The sequence below is a fragment of the Vibrio sp. 1874 genome (assembly GCF_033344395.1).
Taxonomy (GTDB): Bacteria; Pseudomonadota; Gammaproteobacteria; order Enterobacterales; family Vibrionaceae; genus Vibrio; species Vibrio alginolyticus.
The window spans coordinates 160,299-184,441 of the sequence record NZ_JAWPOR010000004.1 but is presented as its reverse complement, the minus strand read 5'-3'; the positions used below and the strand labels follow the sequence as shown (position 1 = coordinate 184,441).

At 44.5% G+C, this 24,143-nt stretch carries 20 protein-coding genes, 1 tRNA gene and 1 riboswitch; of the genes, 6 read left to right on the top strand and 15 right to left on the bottom strand.

Annotated features, from left to right (window positions below; genetic code table 11):
• Positions 1 to 100 precede the first annotated feature (100 nt).
• Complete coding sequence (gene yfbV / locus R8N46_RS10720) at positions 101 to 553, bottom strand: terminus macrodomain insulation protein YfbV (RefSeq protein WP_005380809.1); 453 nt, start codon at positions 551 to 553, stop codon at positions 101 to 103.
• Positions 554 to 900: 347 nt separating this feature from the next.
• On the opposite strand from yfbV, the gene R8N46_RS10715 reads away from it, so the two are divergent.
• The 3 genes from R8N46_RS10715 (at position 901) to R8N46_RS10705 (ending at position 5,143) form a co-directional block, all read left to right on the top strand.
• The gene (locus tag R8N46_RS10715; protein WP_005380807.1) at positions 901 to 2,097 is read left to right on the top strand and encodes an acetate kinase; all 1,197 of its coding nucleotides are present in this window, start codon (positions 901 to 903) and stop codon (positions 2,095 to 2,097) included.
• Positions 2,098 to 2,233: 136 nt separating this feature from the next.
• On the top strand, positions 2,234 to 4,378 hold the full coding sequence (gene pta / locus R8N46_RS10710) for a phosphate acetyltransferase (RefSeq protein WP_005380805.1): 2,145 nt from the start codon (positions 2,234 to 2,236) through the stop codon (positions 4,376 to 4,378).
• A 342-nt stretch (positions 4,379 to 4,720) separates the two neighbouring features.
• Entirely contained in the window at positions 4,721 to 5,143 is a 423-nt protein-coding gene (locus R8N46_RS10705; protein WP_005380804.1) for a hypothetical protein, read from the top strand.
• 114 nt (positions 5,144 to 5,257) lie between these two features.
• Here R8N46_RS10705 and R8N46_RS10700 read toward each other — a convergent pair whose 3' ends face one another.
• From R8N46_RS10700 to moaA, 11 genes are all read right to left on the bottom strand, one after another.
• A complete protein-coding gene (locus tag R8N46_RS10700; RefSeq protein ID WP_053349611.1) occupies positions 5,258 to 6,205 on the bottom strand; it encodes a glutathione S-transferase family protein in 948 nt (315 codons plus the stop codon).
• A 167-nt stretch (positions 6,206 to 6,372) separates the two neighbouring features.
• Positions 6,373 to 7,386 (bottom strand): murein tripeptide/oligopeptide ABC transporter ATP binding protein OppF, encoded by a 1,014-nt coding sequence (gene oppF, locus R8N46_RS10695; RefSeq protein ID WP_005387265.1) that lies wholly within the window; start codon positions 7,384 to 7,386, stop codon positions 6,373 to 6,375.
• Positions 7,365 to 8,336, bottom strand: a complete 972-nt coding sequence (locus R8N46_RS10690) for an ABC transporter ATP-binding protein (RefSeq protein WP_005380792.1) — start codon at positions 8,334 to 8,336, stop codon at positions 7,365 to 7,367. Before R8N46_RS10690 ends, oppF begins: the two co-directional genes overlap by 22 nt.
• Before the next feature lie 27 nt (positions 8,337 to 8,363).
• Positions 8,364 to 9,266 (bottom strand): oligopeptide ABC transporter permease OppC, encoded by a 903-nt coding sequence (gene oppC, locus R8N46_RS10685; RefSeq protein WP_213972420.1) that lies wholly within the window; start codon positions 9,264 to 9,266, stop codon positions 8,364 to 8,366.
• A gap of 15 nt (positions 9,267 to 9,281) precedes the next feature.
• The gene (gene oppB / locus R8N46_RS10680) at positions 9,282 to 10,202 is read right to left on the bottom strand and encodes an oligopeptide ABC transporter permease OppB (RefSeq protein WP_005380786.1); all 921 of its coding nucleotides are present in this window, start codon (positions 10,200 to 10,202) and stop codon (positions 9,282 to 9,284) included.
• 128 nt (positions 10,203 to 10,330) lie between these two features.
• Positions 10,331 to 12,007 (bottom strand): ABC transporter substrate-binding protein, encoded by a 1,677-nt coding sequence (locus R8N46_RS10675; RefSeq protein ID WP_053349674.1) that lies wholly within the window; start codon positions 12,005 to 12,007, stop codon positions 10,331 to 10,333.
• A 531-nt stretch (positions 12,008 to 12,538) separates the two neighbouring features.
• Positions 12,539 to 12,994, bottom strand: coding sequence for a molybdopterin synthase catalytic subunit MoaE (moaE, locus tag R8N46_RS10670; RefSeq protein ID WP_017821374.1), 456 nt, complete (start codon positions 12,992 to 12,994; stop codon positions 12,539 to 12,541).
• A 1-nt stretch (position 12,995) separates the two neighbouring features.
• Entirely contained in the window at positions 12,996 to 13,253 is a 258-nt protein-coding gene (gene moaD, locus R8N46_RS10665; protein ID WP_005388938.1) for a molybdopterin synthase sulfur carrier subunit, read from the bottom strand.
• Entirely contained in the window at positions 13,250 to 13,729 is a 480-nt protein-coding gene (gene moaC, locus R8N46_RS10660) for a cyclic pyranopterin monophosphate synthase MoaC (protein WP_005380779.1), read from the bottom strand. The genes moaD and moaC overlap by 4 nt, the downstream gene beginning before the upstream one ends.
• A 26-nt stretch (positions 13,730 to 13,755) precedes the next feature.
• Positions 13,756 to 14,268 (bottom strand): molybdenum cofactor biosynthesis protein B, encoded by a 513-nt coding sequence (moaB, locus tag R8N46_RS10655; protein WP_005388935.1) that lies wholly within the window; start codon positions 14,266 to 14,268, stop codon positions 13,756 to 13,758.
• A 101-nt stretch (positions 14,269 to 14,369) separates the two neighbouring features.
• On the bottom strand, positions 14,370 to 15,359 hold the full coding sequence (gene moaA, locus R8N46_RS10650; RefSeq protein WP_017636052.1) for a GTP 3',8-cyclase MoaA: 990 nt from the start codon (positions 15,357 to 15,359) through the stop codon (positions 14,370 to 14,372).
• Positions 15,348 to 15,482, bottom strand: a riboswitch (molybdenum cofactor riboswitch). It overlaps the preceding gene by 12 nt.
• A 175-nt stretch (positions 15,483 to 15,657) precedes the next feature.
• Here moaA and R8N46_RS10645 point away from each other — a divergent pair.
• Positions 15,658 to 16,554, top strand: a complete 897-nt coding sequence (locus tag R8N46_RS10645) for a YvcK family protein (RefSeq protein WP_115386200.1) — start codon at positions 15,658 to 15,660, stop codon at positions 16,552 to 16,554.
• A gap of 138 nt (positions 16,555 to 16,692) precedes the next feature.
• Here R8N46_RS10645 and luxU read toward each other — a convergent pair whose 3' ends face one another.
• The 3 genes from luxU to uvrB all read right to left on the bottom strand — a co-directional run bounded on the left by luxU (position 16,693) and on the right by uvrB (position 20,762).
• The gene (luxU, locus tag R8N46_RS10640) at positions 16,693 to 17,037 is read right to left on the bottom strand and encodes a quorum-sensing phosphorelay protein LuxU (RefSeq protein WP_025767208.1); all 345 of its coding nucleotides are present in this window, start codon (positions 17,035 to 17,037) and stop codon (positions 16,693 to 16,695) included.
• Entirely contained in the window at positions 17,034 to 18,440 is a 1,407-nt protein-coding gene (gene luxO, locus R8N46_RS10635; protein WP_005380768.1) for a quorum-sensing sigma-54 dependent transcriptional regulator LuxO, read from the bottom strand. The genes luxU and luxO overlap by 4 nt, the downstream gene beginning before the upstream one ends.
• Before the next feature lie 291 nt (positions 18,441 to 18,731).
• A complete protein-coding gene (uvrB, locus tag R8N46_RS10630) occupies positions 18,732 to 20,762 on the bottom strand; it encodes an excinuclease ABC subunit UvrB (RefSeq protein WP_115386201.1) in 2,031 nt (676 codons plus the stop codon).
• A 559-nt stretch (positions 20,763 to 21,321) separates the two neighbouring features.
• On the opposite strand from uvrB, the gene R8N46_RS10625 reads away from it, so the two are divergent.
• Both R8N46_RS10625 and pflB read left to right on the top strand, forming a co-directional pair.
• Positions 21,322 to 21,397 (top strand) — tRNA-Asn (locus R8N46_RS10625).
• Between the two features lie 351 nt (positions 21,398 to 21,748).
• Positions 21,749 to 24,046: a formate C-acetyltransferase gene (gene pflB, locus R8N46_RS10620; protein WP_065274718.1), complete on the top strand. Its 2,298-nt coding sequence runs from the start codon at positions 21,749 to 21,751 to the stop codon at positions 24,044 to 24,046.
• The last annotated feature ends 97 nt before the right edge of the window (positions 24,047 to 24,143 follow it).

Genomic DNA, 24,143 nt, shown 5'->3' with positions numbered 1-24,143 from the left:
ACAAAGCTTCGCTCGCTTCATCAACGACCGTCAAAGTAGGTAATAGAGGCAGGATCAAAAATGGAGCGGCCAGTGCACACTCCATTTCAAACAATTTAAATTAGAACCAACGCTCTAATGACGATTTATCGAGCTGGCGAAACGCTCGGTTCAGTATTATCGCAAGCTCTTTGTAACGAGGGCGAGCTTTGACAGGCTCTAATGCAAAACCTGTTTCCACAATTTTTTGATGCAACTCCCGATACCAAGAGGCCAAAGAAGGCGGCAATTTCGTGTTGGATCGAGCACCAAGCCACCAAATGCCTTGAAGTGGCAAGCTAATCGCAAACAAGGCGACAACAATGGATTGAGGTAACGCGTGGTAATTGTTGAATGCCATTTGAGTGAGTACGCTGATCGCAGCAACGGCCGGCATGACTTTAATGCCAAAGCGAGTCGCCTTAATGATACGCTGTTCCGGAAATATGGCGCTTAGCTCTTTACGAACCGGCCAGATCTCCATGTAATTCTGGCCATCTTTCAGGCTATGGATCAATCCGACTTTATTACTCATACCGCTCTCTCACTAAAAAATAGTTGAACATTTCAACTGAAGGTACAAAAAATTGATGAAAGTTAATATTCTTTCAAATTTTTTTTGTTATCATTGCTTATTATCGCTATCCTTTGCAGACCCTCAATCTCATTGTTGCTGTTATTTACAATTTAAGCAACTCCGAGATATCTATCTGCACGGATCGCATCATAGTGATGGAAGGGTTCATCACTATTTCTTTATATGGAATTAGAACAATTTTTGACCAGGATTAGTACGCAGCCTTCTGGGTATCGGCTATTCTTGTGATTAATTTTTCATTCTTTAACTGATTTTTTTATCAGACGAATAACAGGTAGTCATACATGTCTAAGCTAGTTTTAGTTTTAAACTGCGGTAGTTCTTCTCTTAAATTTGCCGTTGTTGATGCCGAGAACGGCGACGAGCACTTGTCAGGTCTTGCTGAGTGTCTTCACCTTCCTGAAGCTCGCATCAAGTGGAAACTTGATGGCAAGCACGAAGCTCAACTAGGCAATGGTGCAGCTCACGAAGAAGCACTAGCGTTTATGGTAGAAACTATTCTTGCTTCTAAGCCAGAGCTTAAAGCTAACCTAGGCGCAATCGGTCACCGTATCGTTCACGGCGGCGAGCAGTTCACTCAATCTGCACTAATTACTGATGAAGTTCTAAAAGGTATTCAAGACGCTGCAACATTCGCACCTCTTCATAACCCTGCTCACATCATCGGTATCGAAGCGGCTAAGAAAAACTTCCCAGAGCTGAAAAACGTTGCTGTATTTGACACTGCGTTCCACCAAACTATGCCTGAAGAATCTTACCTATACGCTCTTCCATACAACCTATACAAAGAACACGGTATCCGTCGTTACGGCATGCACGGTACTTCTCACTTGTTCATCACTCGTGAAGTTGCAGGCCTACTAAACAAACCAGTTGAAGAAGTAAACATCATCAACTGTCACCTAGGTAACGGCGCATCTGTATGTGCGATCAAGAACGGTCAATCTGTAGACACTTCTATGGGTCTTACTCCACTTGAAGGTCTGGTAATGGGTACTCGCTGTGGCGACATCGACCCTGCTATCGTCTTCCACCTACACGACGCTCTAGGTTACTCTGTTGATCAAATCAACACGATGCTAACTAAAGAGTCTGGTCTTCAAGGTCTAACTGAAGTGACTTCTGACTGTCGTTTCGTTGAAGACAACTACGGTCAAAAAGAAGAAGCAACACGCGCAATGGACGTGTTCTGCCACCGTCTAGCTAAATACGTTGCTGGCTACACTGCTTCAATGGAAGGCCGTCTAGACGCAATCACTTTCACTGGCGGTATCGGCGAGAACTCTGGCCCTATCCGTGAAATGGTTCTAAACCGTCTTGGCATCTTCGGTATCGAAGTAGATAGCGAAGCTAACCTTAAAGCTCGCTTCGGCGGCGAAGGCGTTATCACGACTGAAAACAGCCGTATCCCTGCAATGGTTATCTCTACTAACGAAGAGCTAGTCATCGCTGAAGACACTGCTCGCCTGACAGGTCTTTAATTGAATTCCTGGCTAGCCACTCGGCTAGCCAGATTTTCATTCAAACGAATTTCTTAGGGGCTCAACTCCTATTCTTCGAGCTTCATGGAATAAGAGTTGAGCTTTTATCCCCCAAATAGCTAAAGGTACTCTACGAATGTCTCGTACTATTATGCTTATCCCTACTAGCGCAGGCGTTGGCCTAACAAGCGTTAGCATGGGTGTTCTTCGCGCTATGGAGCGTAAAGGCGTTAAAGTTTCTTTCTACAAGCCAATCTGTCAGCCACGTTCAGGTGGTGATCAGCCAGATCTGACTTCAACTATCGTTGGTCGTAACAGCGATATGAAGATCGGTGAACCAATGGCGATGTCTGTTGCTGAAAGCCTAATCGGTAACGACAACATGGACGAGCTGCTAGAAACCGTTGTTGAACGTTACAACCAAATCAACAAAGACGCAGACGTTACGCTAATCGAAGGTCTTGTACCTACTCGTAAGCACCCATTTGCAAACCAAGTAAACGCGGAAATCGCGGCAACACTTGGTGCAGAAATCGTGCTAGTTGCGACTCCAGGTACAGATAACCCTGCGCAACTGAAAGAGCGTATCGAAGTAGCATGTTCTAACTTCGGCGGCACTAAAAACAAAAACATCTCTGGTGTTATCATCAACAAGCTAAACGCTCCTGTTGACGAAGCTGGCCGTACTCGCCCTGACCTATCTGAAATCTTTGACGATGCAGACAGCGCGAAACAAAACGAATTGAAAGTGATGGAAATTTTTAACACTTCTCCAATTCGTGTACTAGGTTGTGTGCCATGGAGCATTGATCTGATTGCGACTCGTGCAATCGACATGGCTAAACACCTGAAAGCAGATATCATCAACGAAGGTGACATCAACACTCGTCGCATCAAGAGCATCACTTTCTGTGCACGTTCTCTGCCAAACATGATTGAGCACTTCAAACCGGGCTCTCTACTTGTTACTTCTGCAGACCGTCCTGATGTTATCGTTGCTGCTTCTCTTGCTGCAATGAACGGTGTGGATATTGGTGCAGTACTGCTAACTGGCGGTTACGATATCCCTAGCGAAATCGAAGGCCTATGTAAACCAGCATTCGACACTGGTCTACCTATCTTCAAAGCACAAGGTAACACTTGGCAAACGTCTCTAAACCTACAGAGCTTCAGCATCGAAGTACCTGCAGACGATAAAGAGCGTATCGAGTTCATCAACGAACACGTTGCTGGCCACATTGACGGTAACTGGATCGAGTCTATGACTGAAGGCACTCAGAAGTCTCGTCGTCTAAGCCCACCAGCGTTCCGTTACCAGCTAACTGAACTTGCTCGTAAAGCAGGTAAGCGTATCGTTCTTCCAGAAGGTGACGAACCACGCACAGTTAAAGCAGCGGCAATCTGTGCTGAACGCGGCATTGCAGACTGTGTACTTCTAGGTAACCCAGATGAAATCCGTCGCGTAGCGGCTCAACAAGGCGTTGAGCTAGGTACTGGTGTAACCATCATCGATGCAGATGCTGTTCGTGAAAACTACGTTGCTCGCCTAGTTGAGTTGCGCGGTGCGAAAGGCATGACTGAAGTTGTGGCTCGTGAGAAGCTACAAGATTCAGTATTCCTAGGCACAATGATGCTTGAGAACGACGAAGTTGACGGCCTAGTTTCTGGTGCTGTTCACACTACGGCGAACACTATCGTTCCTCCGTTCCAAATCATCAAGACGGCACCAAATGCGTCTATCGTATCTTCAGTATTCTTCATGCTTCTGCCTGATCAAGTACTGGTTTACGGTGACTGTGCAATCAACCCAGATCCAACTGCTGAACAGCTTGCTGAAATCGCTATCCAATCTGCTGACTCTGCAGCAGCATTTGGTATCGAACCACGCGTTGCAATGATCTCTTACTCTACTGGTGAATCTGGTAAGGGTGCAGACGTTGATAAAGTACGTGAAGCAACAAAACTGGCTCAAGAGAAACGTCCTGATCTTATCATTGACGGTCCTCTACAGTACGACGCTGCTATTATGGAAAACGTTGCTGCTTCTAAAGCACCAAACTCTCCAGTTGCAGGTAAAGCGACAGTATTTGTATTCCCAGACCTAAACACGGGTAACACGACTTACAAAGCGGTACAACGTTCAGCTGACCTAGTATCTATCGGTCCAATGCTGCAAGGTATGCGTAAGCCTGTAAACGACTTGTCTCGTGGCGCGCTAGTAGACGACATCGTGTACACCATCGCTCTAACAGCTATCCAAGCAGACCAAGAAGCTAAATAATCGCTTCTGACATCTAGTTGGATATAGATGCAAAGCCCTCGATTCGTCGAGGGCTTTTTCTATTGCTGGCCAGAACACTTATTTGTTTTTTGTACCAATCACTGCACAACCTATAATTACTGGTGCACAAAGCTTTTCTCCCTATCGCCCCCCATACCTAATCGACATTGCTCGTGCTTGTTCTTACACCGATTGACCCACTCCCAAAAATGCATTGGCTCCAAACCAGCACGGTCCCTGTTCAATTTATCGGCATTATTTACGTTTTAGCTAAACTTTTTTGCTAGGAAATACGTAAAAGCTACTGCAATACACAAACTCATTGACTGCTAAGGAATATATATGAAGGATTTCATCAATACATCACTGATAAAGTTTGGTTTAGCTGCGTTTCTGATTAGTTTTTCTTCATTCAGCTTTTCCGCCCCGAGTATTAAAGGCGTCGATCAAGATATGTCCGGAGGAACGGTGACCGCTGAAATGGCTCATGCTGATGACAATGGGTGGATGGTTGTCCACCGAACAGACGAATCAATGAAGCCTGGTCCTGTTATCGGCTACGCTCCGTTAAAAATGGGAAAGAATGAAAACGTAAATGCAATTTTGATGGAACCAGTAGAATCAGGCGATATGCTGATGTTAATGGTCCACGGAGAGAAAGGTGGCATGAAGACTGGTGTGTTTGAGTATACGCTCGGCGCTAAAGAGGACGGTCCTGTAAAAGTGGACGGAAAGCTAGTGATGGACATCGTACGCGCTAAGTAAGGTGGCGATGAATGAAAAAGTAAACTTCCTACTCCCGGTATTTAGATGACACAAAAGTACTTAACGGCATTGCTAACCGTTAAGTACTTTTTCATTTGCGATGGAAGCAGCAAACTAGCCAATCCTTTCTCTTCCATGAGGAGTATTTAGGTCTAAATCAGGCCCTTTTGGTACAACTTGCGTCGGATTAATCCCAGTGTGGCTGAAGTAGTAGTGGCGTTTAATGTGATAGAAATCCGTCGTATCTTCGACGCCTTTTACTTGATACAACTCTTTTAAGTAGCCTTGTATATTTTCGTAGTCTGCGATGCGCTGCTTGTTACACTTGAAATGCCCCACATACACCGCATCAAAACGAATAAGAGTCGTAAACAAACGCCAATCCGCCTCAGTAATTGTGTTCCCTGCTAAGTAACGATGCGTAGCTAGGTGAGCATCGATTTTATCTAATGCATTAAACAAAGAATCAAACGCTTCTTCATACGCCTCTTGCGTAGTCGCGAAGCCACAACGATACACTCCGTTGTTGACATTCGGATAAACAAAATCGTTCCACTCATCAATAACGTGTTTTAGATGTTCTGGATAGTAGTCGTCGCGATTCCCTGTTAACGCATTGAACTCCGAGTTAAACATACGAATGATCTCTGACGACTCGTTTGACACAATAGTATTGGTCTTTTTATCCCAAAGTACAGGCACGGTTACGCGGCCCGTGTAATCGGGTTTGGCCTGCGTGTAAATTTGATACATGCGCGTGTGACCAAACAATGGCTCAGGAAGCCCCATTTGCCAACCTTGGCTGAGCATATCAGGGCAAACGACCGTGACATCAATATGTGGTTCTAAACCTTTCAGCTTGCGGAAAATGAGGGTTCGATGTGCCCACGGACAAGCAAGAGAGACATACAAATGGTATCGACCGGACTCTGGTGTAAACTCCGCATCAGGGTCGTTTTTAACCCAGTTACGGAATCCGGCATCTTCGCGCACAAATTTGCCACCATTTGATTTTGTGTCATACCAGACATCTTGCCAAACACCTTCAACCAACTTACCCATGATTGCTCTCCTCTCGTTCTGTTTGTGTCTATATTAGCGTTTCCTATCAAACAGAGAATCATCGAACTTAGGACATCATGTTCAAGAAATTCGAATGTATAAATCAGACACATAAAAAAAGCGCGACCCGATGAAGGTGTCGCGCTTAAGCCCGTCACAGGCTGAATTTATACACTAACGTGTAAACAAGATACCGCGTGAACGTCATTACCTAAAATGGTTGGCTTTGTCTTCGCACACTCTTCGGTTGCTTGTGGGCAACGAGTGCGGAATACACAACCCGACGGTGGGTTGATAGGTGAAGGAAGATCACCCTCTAGCATTTGGATTTTCTTATTGCGCTCAATATCCGGGTCCGGGATCGGAACCGCAGACATCAGCGCACGCGTATATGGGTGCTTAGGATCAGCAAACAGAGCCTCGGCCTCGCCAAGTTCCACGGCATTACCTAAATACATAACTAAAACGCGATCTGAAATGTGTTTAACGACAGACAAGTCATGCGCAATGAATACCAGAGAAAGCCCTAACTCTTTTTGAATCTCTTTAAGCAGGTTAACAACCTGAGCTTGAATAGATACATCAAGCGCCGATACTGGCTCGTCACAAATGATCATCTTAGGCTTAAGGATAAGCGCACGCGCTATCCCGATACGCTGACACTGACCACCCGAGAACTCGTGTGGGTAACGGTTAATCACGTTAGGTAATAGGCCAACTTTCGCCATCATCTCTTTAACGCGATCTTTCACTTCCTGCTTAGACAGTTCTGGATAGAATGTCTCAAGAGGTTCAGCAATGATATCACCAACAGTCATACGCGGATTCAGCGATGCCAATGGGTCTTGGAAAATCATCTGAATTTCTTTACGCGTCTCACGGCGCTGAACGCTTTTCATTTTAGTAAGGTCTTGACCCAACCAAACTACTTGGCCGTCAGTAGCTTCAACCAGACCAATGATGGCACGAGCAAACGTCGATTTACCACAACCTGATTCACCTACTACACCAAGCGTTTCCCCTTCGTATAGTCGAACGTTCACGCCATCTACCGCTTTCAGGCTCGAAGGCTTTGACCACGGCCATGCCGACTTTGAGGCAATGCTGAAGTGAACTTTCAGCTCAGAAATGTCCAGAATTAGTTTTTTGTCTACTGCGTTCATTTGTTCCAAGCCTCCCATTCAGAAAAACATGCACGCTGACGACCATCACCAAATGGTGTCAGAATTGGCGCCTCGCGCTTACAACGATCCATCACACGGTGACAGCGCTCTTGATAAGGGCAGCCCGGCGGTAGACGAAGCAAGTTTGGTGGATTACCAGGAATGGTCGGCAGAATTTCACCCTCAGTATCGAGGCGAGGAATCGCCTTCAGCAGCCCCTCCGCATAAGGATGGCTTGGATTGTAGAAAATTTCGTTTACGTTACCGTACTCCATAGTACGGCCTGCATACATCACCAGCACCTTGTCACACGAACCTGCAACCACACCAAGGTCGTGCGTGATCATGATGATCGCTGTGTTGAACTCAGATTTCAGCTCATTCAACAAGTCCATGATCTGTGCTTGTACCGTCACATCAAGTGCTGTTGTTGGCTCATCGGCAATAAGCAGTTTAGGACGACATAACAACGCCATCGCGATCATTACACGCTGACGCATACCGCCTGAAAACTCATGCGGGTACATCGTGATACGCTTACGCGCTTCAGGGATTTTTACCGCTTCCAGCATGCGTACTGATTCTTCAAATGCTTCCGCTTTGCCCATGCCTTTGTGCAGCATAAGCACTTCCATCAACTGATCACTCACTTTCATGTAAGGGTTCAGTGATGTCATTGGGTCTTGGAAGATCATTGCGATCTGTTCCGCACGCACTTTGTTCAGTTCTTTTTCTGGTAAGTTTAGGATTTCTTTGCCTTCAAACTTTGCGCTACCAGAAATAATACCGTTCTTAGCCAAAAGGCCCATGATTGCGAATACGGTTTGAGATTTACCTGATCCCGACTCTCCAACGATACCTAAGGTTTCGCCTTGGTTTAGAGAAAAGTTCAAATCGTTTACTGCGGTTACGATACCATCTTGCGTGGTGAATTCGACGCGCAGATCTTTGACATCTAATAAGCTCATCATTGCTTCCTTAATCTTATCTTTTAATTATCTGTCTTTTGGATCCAGCGCATCGCGCAGGCCGTCACCAACGTAGTTGAAGCAGAATAGCGTCACAACCATGAACACTGCTGGGAATGCCAGCTGCCAGATTGCTACTTCCATTGTCTGTGCACCTTCTTGTAGAAGAGCGCCCCAACTTGTCATTGGTTCCTGAACACCAAGACCAAGGAATGATAGGAATGATTCCGTTAGAATCATACTTGGGATAAGCAGCGTAGAGTATACCGCTACAATACCCAGTACGTTCGGTACGATATGACGAGTAATGATTTTCCAGTTGGTTACACCACACACATGTGCCGCTTCGATAAACTCCTTGCTACGTAGACTAAGAGTCTGACCACGTACGATACGCGCCATATCTAGCCATGCGATAGCACCAATCGCAACGAAGATCAGCATGATGTTACGACCGAAGAATGTTACCAGTACAATCACCAGGAACATAAACGGTACCGCGTATAAAATTTCTAGAATACGCATCATTACGCGGTCAACTTTACCGCCGATGAAACCAGATGCTGCGCCGTAGAGCGTACCAATCAGTACCGCTACAAATGCACCCATAACACCTACCATCAACGAAATACGACCTCCAATTAGCGTACGCACGTATAAATCACGGCCTAAGCTGTCAGTACCAAACCAATGGTCAGCATTCGGTGCAACGTGCATCGCGTACCAGTCAGTATCATCAAATGTGTACGGAGCGATCATTGGCAGGATAATAACCGCCAACGTCATTAGAACAAGAAGGAATAAGCTCACCATCGCCGCTTTGTTGCGCATGAAACGGATACGAGCATCTTGCCAAAGACTGCGACCTTCAATCTCCAAGTTTTCGGAGAATTTCTCAATCGCTTCTAGGTTTTCTTTTTTCGTTAACATAACCAAACGTCCCTGTTAGTAGCGAATTTTCGGGTCAATCATCGCAAGTAAAATATCTACAATCGCGTTGAATAGAATGAATAGGAAACCAATCAGAATGGTTACCCCCATTACTAGCGAGTAGTCACGGTTAAACGCAGCGTTAACGAATAGTTTACCAATACCAGGCAGACCAAAAATGGTTTCGATAACAACGGAACCGGTGATGATACCTACGAAAGCTGGGCCCATGTAAGAAACAACAGGGAGAAGTGCCGGCTTAAGAGCGTGTTTGATAATGATATAACGGTAACTTAGACCTTTAGCACGTGCCGTACGAATAAAGTTACTGTTTAGGGTTTCGATCATCGAACCACGCGTGATACGAGCAAAGGTAGCAACATACAGTAGCGACATACCAATAACAGGAAGCACTAAATACTGCCAGCTACCATCTTGCCAACCGCCCGCAGGGAAGATATTCCAATGAAGCGAGAATATGTAGATAAGCGCAGGCGCTAATACAAAGGATGGCATTACGACACCAAGCATCGCAGTCGACATAATGGTGTAATCAATCCAAGTATTTTGCTTGAGCGCAGCAATGGTACCGACGGTAACCCCCATTATCAAAGTAAAGATAAAGGCGATGAAGCCCACTTTAGCCGAAACAGGTAAGGCAACCGCGATCAGCTCGTTTACTGAGTAATCAAGGTATTTAAATGACGGTCCGAAATCACCTTGGATAACATTGGTCAAATACGTGGTGTATTGTTCAAATACAGGTTTATCCAAGCCATATTTAGCTTCGATATTTGCCATTACTTCGGGTGGCAATGGACGCTCTGTCGAGAAAGGGTTTCCCGGTGCAAAGCGCATAAGAAAGAAAGATACGGTGATCAAAACCAACATTGTTGGGATCGCCTCAAATATCCTTTTTGCGATGAATTTAAGCATAAACTCACTCTTTCAGTCTGTGACAGTTAAATTAAAGAAGTCGTCCAATTCTTTTGGACTAAAGATAGGCGCTACATGCAATTTCTCACATGTAGAGCCTCATTTTTATAGTTCTATCGAGTTACGAATTACTCTGTGATGTAGAGATCTTTAGAGTAAATCTTGTCTTCCGCGTTATTTATTGGGAAGCCACCAACTTTCGGTGATAGTAGACGTGATTTCACGTACTGGTAGATAGGTGCGATTGGCATATCTTTTGCCATCAACTTCTCTGCTTCTAGGTAAAGCGCTTGACGCTCTTCGTCAGAAGTTGAAGCAAATGCTTTGTTCATGATCGCATCGTACTCTTTGCTGTCGTAGTGAATACCACCAGTAGTGTTATTACTCATCATCAGCGTTAGGAAAGATGAAGCTTCGTTGTAGTCGCCACACCAACCTGCACGAGCAACCTCAAAGTTGCCAGAATCTTTGGTAGATAGGTAAGTTTTCCACTCTTGGTTTTCTAGCGTAACGTCTAGACCAAGCGTCTTCTTCCACATTGAACCCAGTGCAACCGCAAGTTTCTTGTGGTTCTCTGATGTATTGTATAGAAGGTTAAATTCAAGAGGGTTGTCTGCGCCGTAACCCGCTTCTTCCAATAGACGCGCAGCTTCTGCGTTACGCTCTTCTTGCGTCATTTTGCCGTATGCAGGAATTTCTGGGTTGAAACCTGCCGTAATTTCAGGTGTTAGGAAGTAAGCTGGCTTTTGACCTTGACCTAAAATCGCATCAGTCACAATGTTACGGTCAATCGCATAAGAAATCGCTTTACGCACACGAACATCATCAAACGGCTTTTTCTTCGTATTGAAGATGTAGTAGTAAGTACATAAGTTACCGGTTACAGACACTTCTTGTGGGTGCTCTTTCTTCAGACGCTTGAAGTGCTCTGTAGGCAGCTCGTTCGTGAAGTCGATTTCACCCGCTAGGAAGCGGTTCATTTCCGCTACTTGGTTCTCGATTGGTAGGAAAGTAACTTGGTCAAGCGTCGTGTTTTCGTTGTCCCAGTACTGTTCGTTACGTTTTAGAACCAAACGCTCGTTTACAACCCAGTTGTCAACAACATAAGCACCGTTACCTACAAAGTTCTCTGGCTTCGTCCATTGATCGCCGAACTTTTCAACAGTTGCTTGATGAACAGGTTTCACTGTCGTGTGGCCCATCATCATTACAAAATATGGTACTGCAGTATCTAACTCAACCACTAACGTGTGATCGTCAACCGCTTTAACACCTAACTCGCTCTTATCTTTTTTACCCGCAACAATGTCTTTTGCGTTCTTCATCTTGGTGTATTCCATGTACCAAGCATATGGAGAGGCGGTTGCTGGATCGACTGCGCGTTGGAAGCTGTAAACGAAATCACCTGCAGTGACAGGATCACCGTTTGACCATTTTGCGTCTTCACGTAAGTGGAAAGTGTATGTTTTGTTGTCTTCAGTTTCCCAAGATTCTGCAACACCAGGGATAGTGTTACCGTCCGCATCTTGGTTTACAAGGCCTTCAAGAAGATCGCGAATCACGTGGGATTCTGGAACACCTTGAGATTTATGAGGGTCTATTGTCGCAACTTCTGTACCGTTACCACGCACCAATTCTTGAACAGCAGCAAGTTTTGGCTCTTTAGAATCAGATTTAGCTTCAGGGGCTGGAGCCGGAGCAGGCTCAGCAGCTTGTTTCTCCGCAGGCTTTTCACCACAACCAGCTAGAGCGAGAGAAAGACCAGCACCAATAAATAAAGCGCGCGTGATTTTATTCTTATACATGCGTAAAACTCCAAATTTTTTCGTTAGCATCCATGACTTCTTTGTAAGGGCCTGGAACGGTCAGAGTTTTAGATTTTTTTAGTGCACTTTCTGAGCACAAAAGTCTAAAACCTTACAAAGACTGCGGCACACATTAGCAATCATTGAAGTAATTTGCCATAAAAATGTAGCAAAAAAACCAATAATGCTGACTAAACCACACATATCTAGCAGTAAACTCTAACCCCAAAGCATTCACCAGCCAAATAAAGACCAGAAGCGACATTTAACAGGCGAAACTTTCGATTAATCTGAGTTTAAACCATTTACTAGCATCTTATGCTAGATATTTACACATCATTTAACATTTATGACAAATCAAGTCTAACAAATAATTGTTTATATATTGGGCAAAAAACTTTTATTGTGAAGAATATCACCAGACAAAAGATAGGAAATATTGAAACAAAGTGAGCAATACAATGAAGATAAATACAAAAAAAGCTAAGTACCATTAGCACTTAGCTTTTTTCACTAGAATGCGGGTTAGTTCTATTTTTCCCAACGCTGTGCAGCTTGATGATCGGTGTCGCGCGACTCAACCCAACGATCTTCATTCGTCGTACGCTCTTTTTTCCAAAATGGAGCTTGGGTTTTCAGATAATCCATGATGAACTCGCACGCATCAAATGCCGCGCCGCGGTGCGCACTGGAAACGCCCACAAATACAATTTGATCACCGCTATCCATGTCTCCGACGCGATGAATCACGCGTACACCTAATAGTGGCCAGCGAGACTCAGCTTGATCACAAATGTCGCTCAAGCTCTTCTCTGTCATCCCCGGATAGTGCTCTAGATGTAAACCAATGACATTATCCCCAAGGTTCATATCTCGAACTTTACCAACGAATGTAACGACAGCACCGGCAGCCGTCCCTTCAGATAGACGTTGATATTCTTGCTCAACCGAAAAGTCTTCAATTTGTACAGAAACACGAGAATCCATCTTAACCCCCAGTTACCGGCGGGAAAAACGCAACTTCGTCACCTGCTTTTACTTGTGTATCCAGAGGGACGATGGATTGGTTCACTGCAGCAAGTAGCTTTCCTGGCTCGAGCGCTAAATCCCACTTGCCATCTTTCTTAGTGCCTTCTTCCACTAGATGTGCACGAATTGATTCAACCGTTTCAAACGGCCCGTCTAACTCGACACTGTCGATGCCAATCAGCTCGCGAGTTTGAGCAAAGAAAAGTACTTTAATCATGATTCCACCTTAAAGTGACCAGATTTACCACCCGTTTTCTCTAGTAGACGAACTTGACCAATGACCATGTCTTTTTGTACTGCTTTACACATATCGTAAATCGTTAGAGCAGCAACGGAAGCTGCCGTGAGCGCTTCCATTTCCACACCAGTTTTACCCGCAAGTTTACATACTGATTCGATGCGAACTTTGTTTTCTGCTTCGATAGCTTCCAGTTGAACTTCAACTTTAGAGAGTAGTAGCGGATGACAAAGTGGAATCAAATCCCAGGTTTTCTTCGCAGCTTGAATACCAGCAATACGAGCCGTCGCAAATACATCACCTTTGTGGTGCTGGCCAGAGACAATCAGTTGAAGTGTTTCTGGGGCCATGTGAACAAATGCTTCAGCACGAGCTTCACGAACCGTCTCCGTTTTTGCTGACACGTCAACCATGTTTGCTTCGCCAGAAGCATTGATATGTGTAAATTGGGTCATTGTTTTTCCTTCGCTTTTAGGAAAGGTTATACAGATAGGTGTGGCATGAAGTTACAAGGGCGATGACTTGCATCCAACTGCTGTTTAATAATTTTTGTCCAGCCTGTACGACACGCACCCGTTGAACCTGGCATTGCGAAGATCACGGTGTGGTTAGCAAAACCTGCAATCGCACGAGACTGAATGGTAGACGTACCGATCTCTTCGTACGACACCATACGGAACAACTCACCAAAACCTTCAACTTCTTTATCAAATAGAGGCTTAAGTGCTTCTGGCGTGCTATCACGTGAGGTGAAACCTGTACCGCCAGTAATCATGATCGCTTGTACGCTTTCATCAGCAATCCATTGAGAAACAATCGCGCGGATCTTGTACATGTCATCAATAACAATTTGCTTGTCTACTACGTTGTGACCCGCTTCTTGAGCATGCTCAGCTAGGTAACGACCAGAGGTATCGTTTTCTTCAGTACGAGTGTCAGATACCGTTAGAACGGCAATATTTGCAGGTTGGAATTTGCTTTCAGCGTGACCCATTTGTTCACCTATTCTCTTAATTAGCTTTGATACGCTTGGTATCGATTCGGAAAAAGTTAGAGCCAGCTTATCACTAAGCTCGCTCTAAAAGTTGAATGAAGTTAGCCGCCGATAGACGCGAGGTGTGGCGTCATACCAGTATTGCCATCATGCAAGAAATGGCTTACCGACTTGGTTTGTAACTGCGCCTGGATACGTTCAATAAGCTCACTCTCTTGCTCATCACGTTCCAAAAGATCACGCAATTCTACACCATGGTCTCCAAACAGACATAGGTGCAGCTTACCCATCGCAGAAACGCGCAGTCGGTTGCAGCTTTCACAAAAGTCTTTTTCATAAGGCATGATAAGACCTATTTCACCCTTGTAATCAGGATGAACAAATACTTGCGCAGGACCATCATTATGCGAGCGCACTTTCAGCAACCAACCATTTGCAATTAGCTGGTTACGAATTGCCACTCCGGATACATGGTGCTTATTAAATAGCTCATCCATCTCACCCGTTTGCATCAACTCAATGAAACGCAGTTGGATTGGACGATCTTTTATCCAGTTAAGAAACGCTGGCAGCTCGTGATGGTTCAGATCTTTCATCAACACCACATTAACTTTTACTTGCTCATAACCGACCTCGAACGCACGTTCGATACCATTCATGACTTCAGTAAACTTATTTTCACCTGTGATTTGATGAAACATACGCGGGTCAAGGCTATCCACACTGACATTAATGTGGGTTAAACCCGCTTCACGCCAATCTGCGACTTGTTTTGCCATGCGATAGCCATTGGTTGTCGTTGCAACTTTTTGAATGCCAGGCGTCGCCGCTACTGAATGGATAATGTCGGTAAAATCTTTGCGTAAGCTAGGCTCACCACCAGTGATGCGCACTTTTGACGTGCCACAATCAGCGAATGCTTTTACGACCCGTTTGATTTCAGGGAGAGATAAAAAAGACGAGTTTTTATTGCCCGAAGGCTTATAGCCATCAGGAAGGCAATAGGTACATTTGAAATTACATACGTCGGTCACAGACAGACGCAAGTAATAAAACTTACGATGAAATTTGTCTTCGAATTGTTGCGCCACGGAACACCTTTCCAAACACGGGAGGCATGGCCATTTCCAATCATGCCCTTGTGACAGTATGCCACTGGCTCAAAACGCTTATCCAAGGACTTAGCAATAGTGAGCTCGGAGTTATGGCAACCAGAGATATGAAATCTCTGATAGCTTTGCGGTGTAAAATACTTAATATTTGTAATGGAATCCAGACTTGAGTGATAAAAAACTCTCTAGAGACACAATTTACCGCTAAGTGAGTACCTTTAAGACACTCCTTAAGATAAATTGTAGCCGTTTTTTATTAGATTATTAGAAGAACATAATGAATATCTACACAGATAAAAAAGTGGTCGCTGTTGGCGGTGGTCATGGCTTAGGTCGAATGCTGGCCGCATTACGAGATTTTGGCGGCAATGCAACTGGGATTGTTGCCACGACTGACAATGGTGGTTCAACAGGAAGAATTCGTCACTGCCAAGGAGGAATCGCTTGGGGAGACACACGTAACTGTATTAATCAGCTCATTACAGAGCCTTCGATCAGTTCTATGATGTTTGAATATCGCTTCAAAGGCACTGGCGAACTTGATGGTCATAATCTTGGTAATTTGATGCTTACTGCACTCGATAACTTATCGGTCAGACCTTTAGATGCCATTAATCTGATTCGCAATATGTTAAAAGTCGACGTTAACATCCTTCCTATGTCCGAACACCCTTCGGATCTTTCCGCGTTATCCGTAGATGGGAAGTGGGTTACGGGAGAAACAAATGTCGACGAAATGAAAGCAGACTTGCGACGTTTGGATCTTTCACCAGAAGTGCCTGCTACCAAAGAAGCCATCACAGCTTTGGCGGAAGCGGACGCGATTATTCTTGGCCCTGGCAGTTTTTTAACTAGTATCATGCCTCCTTTATTGCTGCCTGAACTCGGCAAAGCGATTGCAGCAAACACAAAAGCAAAAGTCATTTTTGTTGCTAACCTGAGTCCAGAATACGGCCCAGCGGGACGAATGACGATGGCTCAAAAATTAGAATGGTGTGAACGTGCCTGTCAAGGAAGAAAAATAGACGTGGTTCTAGCAGAGAAAACCGAGCAAGACGTCTTAAGTCAATGGAATGTAGTGACGGAGTCACTCGCCTCCTCTAACCGAGACTGGCGTCACGATAGAAACAAGCTCAAGCTAGCGATTGAAAGTCAGCTACAACTTTCTATTTAAGAGCGCGTTACCTGGCTAGCGCCCTCTTTCAAGGTGTTTATTGATAATGAAAACCCTTCTGTCATCGAAGGGTTTTAGTTCAGGCATCCAGTAAGAACAGATGTTTACTAAGAAAAAATGGTTAATAGGAATAAATAGTTACTGTCGCCAAGAGCGATAAGCATCTCGAGTTTCGTGCAAAAGATCGAACATAGCCTCTAACTCCTCAGACTCCACAGTCAACTCACCGGCTTTCGCTTTTTTGTCTATGGACATCGCCAGTTCACAAAGGCGATCTGCCCCAAAGCTCGCAGCACTACTTTTCAACGCGTGGCTGATTTCTTTTGAGTAAGCTAATCGCTCTGCCCCCTGCAGTTTGGATAAGTTCTCGATATAGGTATCCATTTCTCCTAGGAAGATATCGAACAGTACAGGTACGTTGTCACTGCCAATTTCCATCGACAGTTCATCTATTTTTTGCTGATTTAATACATTTACACTCATACTTTTTGCCGCTCTTCTTTGCCGTTCCATGCCTGTAACTTGCGGTAAATCGTCGACGGACTGACATCAAGGTATCCCGCCGCTCGAGGAATATTGCCATCACATGCTTCAATCGCTTGCTCGATTGCCATTTTTTCCGTCATCCATAATGGCATAATCTCAGATGCGGTCATCGCTTTCGGCTCAATTAATTTAGCCACAGACGACGGACGGTCAAGCGGTTGATTCAACGGTGGCGGTAACATGTCCAACGTAATCTCTTTACCGTTGTTTAGAACAACGATATTGCGTAGCACGTTTTGTAACTGACGAACGTTACCCGGCCACTCATAGCTGTTGAATCGCTCGATGACATCAGGCGCAAAACGTATGAAGCTTTTTCCTTCTTCGTGTGACATGTAACCTAACAGTGAGTATGCAATTTCAATAACATCTTCGCCTCGTTCGCGTAAAGGCGGTAAATGCAAAGGAATGACATACAAACGATAGTACAAATCTTCACGGAATCGACCTTCTTGTACCTCTTTCCAGGGATCACGGTTAGTGGCACAAACAAAGCGCACATCCACGCTCTTCATTTTTGAGGAACCCACTTTTTGGAATGTGCCCGTTTGAATAAATCGTAGCAACTTGGTTTGTAAATCCAAGTCCATCTCACAAAGCTCATCTAGAAAAAGTGTGCCGCCATCCGCTAACTCAGCAGCACCTTGACGATCATTCGCAGCGCCAGTAAAGGCCCCTTTTACGTGACCAAACAGTTCACTCTCAATCAAATCTTTTGGAATTGCAGCACAGTTAATTGCAATAAAAGGTTTGTCACCACGTTTACTTGCTGCGTGAATAGCCTCGGCACATACCTCTTTACCAGTACCACTTTCACCTGTGATAAAAATACTCGCTTTACTGCTCGCCGCTGAATCTATCGTACGGTAAACCTGCTGCATGGTTTGGCTACTGCCGATAAACCCCTGATAGCTCTGATTGCCTGGATTATCGGCTTCATTTTTTAGCTTGGTCGCTTTACGAATGGCATTGTTAACCGTGACACGTAAACGGTCTGCTTCACACGGTTTGATTAAAAAGTCTTGTGAGCCATGACGCATGGCCTCGACAGCGGTATCGATAGAACCATGCGCCGTCATAAAGATTATAGGTACGTCGGGATGACTCTTTTTAACGGCATGTAAAACGTCCATCCCCGTCATATCTGGCAGACGGAGATCGAGTAAAATAAGATCTGGAATTCGATGATTTAGGCTCTCAATGGCATCCCTACCTGTGCCGACAATATTGATATCTATGCCAAGCGGTGTCAGGTATGAGCGGTACAGAGCCGCAACAGATGCGGTGTCCTCGACCATTAAAAGGTAACGAGACTTTGGGCCTTCGGGTTTTTGTTGCATAACCTAGCTATTATTTTGTTGTGTTTTAAACAATAATCGCATTACGCTTTGCATTTTGCAAATAACATTAGCTAAATTATGGGCAAAGGAAAAAATTCAAAAATAATATCAATTATTTAAAAAGTGGCACAAACCATGCTGTAACGATAGTGACCCCTCGGGTCACCTAGCCAACTGACGTTGTTAGTGAACGATATGTTCACAAAACAAGCCAATAGACCCGACTGCCTATTGGCTTCTTTTTTTTACAAGCGACCTAAAATGCTTGGATAGTTAAATCGGTAAGTTTGTTCAACTATTTGCGATGAACTGCGCTCGTAGTTTTTCAATCTCGTCACGCTTTTGTGTCGCTAACTCAAATTCTAAATCTTGCGCATGCTGATACATCGCTGCCTCCAGTCGACTGATTTCTTTTTCTAGCTGCTGAGGGGACAGTGCCTCGTAAGTTTGCGAAGGCTCCGCCACTTTCGATAATGGTACCTGTTTAGTGTTACGCTGGCGTTTAGACTTAGTGATATCGCCAAGTTCCATGATGTCTTTGATATTTCGTTTGAGCGCTTGTGGCGAAATACCCATTTCTTCGTTGTACGCTTCCTGCTTCTCGCGACGACGGTTAGTTTCATCCATCGCCTTTTTCATTGAGTTGGTGATTCGGTCAGCGTATAAAATCGCCTTACCTTCGATGTTTCGTGCAGCACGACCAATGGTCTGAATGAGTGAGCGTTCAGACCGCAAGAAGCCCTCTTTATCCGCATCCAAAATTGCAACTAACGAGACCTCTGGCATATCCAGGCCCTCTCTCAATAAGTTTATTCCCACCAGCACGTCAAATTCCCCAAGACGAAGGTCACGGATAATTTCCACACGCTCAACAGTATCAATGTCTGAGTGTAAATAACGTACCTTAACATCATGTTCGTGAAGGTATTCGGTGAGATCTTCAGCCATTCGTTTGGTCAGTGTTGTAACCAGAACTCGTTCATCTTTAGCAGCGCGAATACGGATCTCAGACAATAGGTCGTCGACTTGGGTCGCTACTGGGCGAACTTCCAACTCAGGGTCAAGCAAGCCTGTTGGACGAACGACTTGATCCGCCACATCACCCGCCGATTTTTCTAGTTCGTAATTTCCGGGCGTAGCAGAGACGAAAATCGTTTGTGGCGCTAGTGCTTCAAACTCCTCAAACTTCAGTGGACGATTATCCAAAGCTGAAGGTAACCGGAAACCAAACTCCACCAGCGTTTCTTTACGCGAACGGTCACCTTTATACATGGCACCTATCTGCGGTACTGTCACGTGAGATTCATCGATGATCAACAAGCCATCATGAGGTAAGTAGTCAAACAGGGTTGGTGGCGGCTCACCTTCCGAGCGTCCACTGAGATAACGAGAATAGTTTTCGATACCGGAGCAAAAGCCCAACTCATTCATCATTTCGATATCGAATTGAGTGCGCTGGCTAATTCGCTGCTCTTCCAGTAGCTTGTTGTTATCTAGAAGCTGCTTTTTGCGCACTTCTAGTTCGACTTTAATATTTTCAATCGCTTCAAGAATGCGATCTCTTGGCGTGACATAGTGCGTCTTGGGATAGATGGTATAGCGCGGCAAGTCTCGTTGTTTGACCACGCCTGTCAATGGGTCGAACACACTGATGCAATCCACCTCATCGTCAAACATCTCAACGCGCACAGCGTCTTGGTCTGATTCGGCTGGGAAGATGTCAATCACTTCACCTCGAACACGGAATTGGCCACGCTCAAATGCAACGTCATTGCGCGAGTATTGGAGCTCCGCTAGGCGACGAAGCATATCACGCTGATCAATCACATCTCCACGTCGCAAATGAAGCATCATTTGTAAGTAGGATTCCGGATCACCCAAACCATAGATAGCTGAAACCGAAGCAACGATAATAGCGTCTTTCCGTTCCAATAAAGCTTTAGTGGCAGACAGTCGCATTTGCTCAATGTGGGCGTTAACCGAAGCGTCCTTTTCAATGAAAGTATCTGTTGTGGGAACGTATGCTTCAGGTTGGTAGTAATCATAGTAAGAAACAAAATACTCAACCGCATTATTAGGAAAGAATGACTTCATCTCACCATATAACTGAGCAGCAAGCGTTTTGTTTGGCGCAAGTAATATTGCAGGTCGTTGGGCTTGAGCAATCACATTCGCTAGTGTGAAGGTTTTACCTGAGCCTGTGACCCCCAACAATGTTTGATGTGCTAGCCCAGCATCGAGCCCCTCAAGCAACTGATTGATCGCTCCTGGTTGATCGCCCGACGGCTGATAATCGGAGACCAATTCATAGACTTTACTCATACCCTTCCTCAATTTTACTGCGCTAAGGCTGTATATATATACACCTTAGCTAATGAAATCTACGTCTATCGAGAATTTAACCATCATTGTTAATAAATTTTCTTGTTTGTCTAGAATGCTATAGCCATACAAAAGTGACTCTGATATAGTACTTCGCCCTAGTTGAAGAGCCACACACATTCTTCACATTATAGTTTCCACAACTTTTCCCCAAAAATTAGCTTAAAACTTTCTTATCCCCAAAAGATTGATTTTTATCCACTTTGAATACCTTTTGATTAACATCGATAAATCTCTGTTTTATTTGCTTATTTTACGCATAACTCCGACTAAAAATTCATTAAATAAAAACTTAGTTGCATATCAATTTTCTTTACCCAGATCTCATCAACATACTTATCCACAAATTTAGTGGATAACTAACCTCGAGCCTTTACTGGCAAGCCATACAGAAAAGTAAAGCCCTTAAATCAATATTTTTTGCTAAAAATGTATTTTTTTACTGTTGACAGTAGTTTGAGTGCTCGGTAAGATTCTTCCCGCTTTCAAGCAAAGCAATTCCTCCTTAGCTCAGTTGGTAGAGCGACGGACTGTTAATCCGCAGGTCGCTGGTTCGAGCCCAGCAGGAGGAGCCAGATTATAGAAAAGCCGTGTCGCAAGACACGGCTTTTTTTGTATCTTAATCGCCATGAAATCTAAGCCAATCTAGGCGTCATAAAATCACACCGAAATAAGTTCAAATTACAGAACTCATAACATTGTCATAGATAGTGTTCTCACAGTACCACACATTTAATTCTGTCTCTTTTCTAGCAAAAAACAATCATAACCAATTGAATCTATTATTAATGCAATTTAATCATTGAAAAAATGAAAAGCATTCATTTTACTCATGCCAAATAAATCCATACGATTAAAAGGGTTAAGAATGGTTCCGTCCTACTCGTCGCCTCCATTCTAATTATCAATAACTTAGGGATTTACTTATGACTATTCCGACAACTGACATGCTAGATGCATGGGCTGGATTTACTGCTGGTGAATGGCAAAACTCTGTCAACACTCGTGACTTCATCCAAAAAAACTATACACCCTATGAGGGAGACGAGTCTTTCTTAGCCGAGGTTAGCAAATCCACTTCAGCATTATGGAACCAAGTGCTTGAAGGCATAAAACAAGAAAGCCGCACACACGCCCCTATTGATTTTGACACAGACTTGCCCTCAACAATCACTTCCCACGATGCAGGCTACATCAACAAAGATCTGGAAAAGATCGTTGGCTTACAAACTGATCAACCGCTAAAACGTGCAATCATCGCCAATGGCGGGATTCGCATGGTAAAAAACTCGTGCGAAGTTTATGGCCGCGAATTGGATCCAACGGTTGAAAAAATCTTCACTGAATACCGTAAAACTCACAACAAAGCGTGTTTCGACCTTTACACCAAAGAAATTCTAGCCTGTCGTAAATCCGGCATCATCACGGGCCTTCCTGATGCTTATGGCCGTGGTCGTATCATTGGTGACTATCGCCGTCTCGCCCTATACGGTATCGACTTCTTAAAAGCAGACAAAAAAGAACAATACAATTCAACACAAACGTTCTTAGAACAAGGCAACGATCTTGAGAAAACACTTCGTCTTCGCGAAGAAATAGCCGATCAAGTTCAAGCGCTTGAAGACATTCGTCAAATGGGTCTGAAATACGGCATTGATATGTCGCTACCTGCAAAAACAGCACAAGAAGCGATCCAATTTACCTACTTTGGCTACCTAGCGGCGGTTAAATCGCAAAACGGCGCAGCAATGTCACTGGGCCGTACTTCGACTTTCCTAGACGTCTATCTAGAGCGCGATATCGCAAACGATTTGATTGATGAATCACAAGCGCAAGAAATGATTGACCACTTCATCATGAAGCTACGCATGGTTCGCTTCCTACGCACACCAGAATACGATTCATTGTTTTCTGGCGACCCAATCTGGGCAACCGAAGCCATGGCAGGTATGGGTGTTGATGGCCGTACACTAGTATCTAAAACGACATTCCGATACTTACATACGCTACATACTATGGGCCCTGCTCCTGAACCAAATATGACGATTCTTTGGTCAGAGCAATTGCCTGAAGCGTTCAAACAATATGCTGCAAAAGTGTCGATTGATACCTCTTCGGTTCAATACGAAAACGACGATCTAATGCGTCCTGATTTCGACAATGACGACTACGCGATTGCCTGTTGTGTGAGCCCGCAGGTTGTTGGTCAGCACATGCAATTCTTTGGTGCACGTGCCAACCTTGCAAAAGCACTGCTTTACACCATCAATGGTGGTATCGATGAAAAATCGAAAGCGCAAGTGGGTCCGGTAGTGGACAAAGTTCAAGATGAAATTCTCGACTTTGACGCTTTGATGCCTCGTTTCGACAATATGTTGGAGTGGCTAGCAACGCAATACGTCACAGCGTTGAACATCATCCATTATTCGCATGACCGTTACAGCTACGAAGCATCACTGATGGCATTGATGGATCGCGACGTGCACCGCACGATGGCGTGTGGTATTGCAGGTCTGTCTGTTGTTGCAGACTCTTTAGCAGCAATTAAATACGCAACCGTGAAACCCGTTCGTGATGAAGATGGCATCGCCGTTGATTTTAAAATCGAAGGTGATTATCCAAAATTTGGTAACAACGATGCCCGTGTTGATGACATCGCTTGTGATCTAGTTGAGCGCTTCATGAAGAAAATTCAGAAGATGCACACCTACCGCGAAGCAGTGCCAACTCAATCGATTTTAACAATCACATCTAACGTGGTTTACGGTAAAAAAACGGGTAATACACCAGATGGCCGTCGCGCAGGTATGCCTTTTGGACCGGGTGCAAACCCAATGCACGGTCGTGATGAAAAAGGGGCGGTTGCGTCTCTGGCATCGGTTTCTAAATTACCGTTCGCTTACGCTAAAGATGGTATTTCTTACACTTTCTCAATTGTGCCTAACGCATTGGGTAAAGATGACTTGAGTCAGAAGAAGAACCTAGCTGCGCTAATGGATGGTTACTTCCATCACGAAGCAAGCAACGAGGGCATTGCGATTGAAGGTGGTCAACACCTTAACGTCAACGTTCTAGACCGAGAGATGTTATTGGATGCGGTTGAACATCCAGAGAAATACCCTCAGTTGACGATTCGAGTGTCTGGTTATGCGGTACGTTTTAACTCTCTAACGACAGAGCAACAGCAAGACGTCATCACTCGTACCTTCACGAGTAAGATATAAACACAGTCCATCAAGCACTCAGAAAGTTTAAATAATTAGCTTGTAAATATACATTGCCCGCCTCTCTTTTCTACCTGGGAGAGGCGGGCTTTTTTTA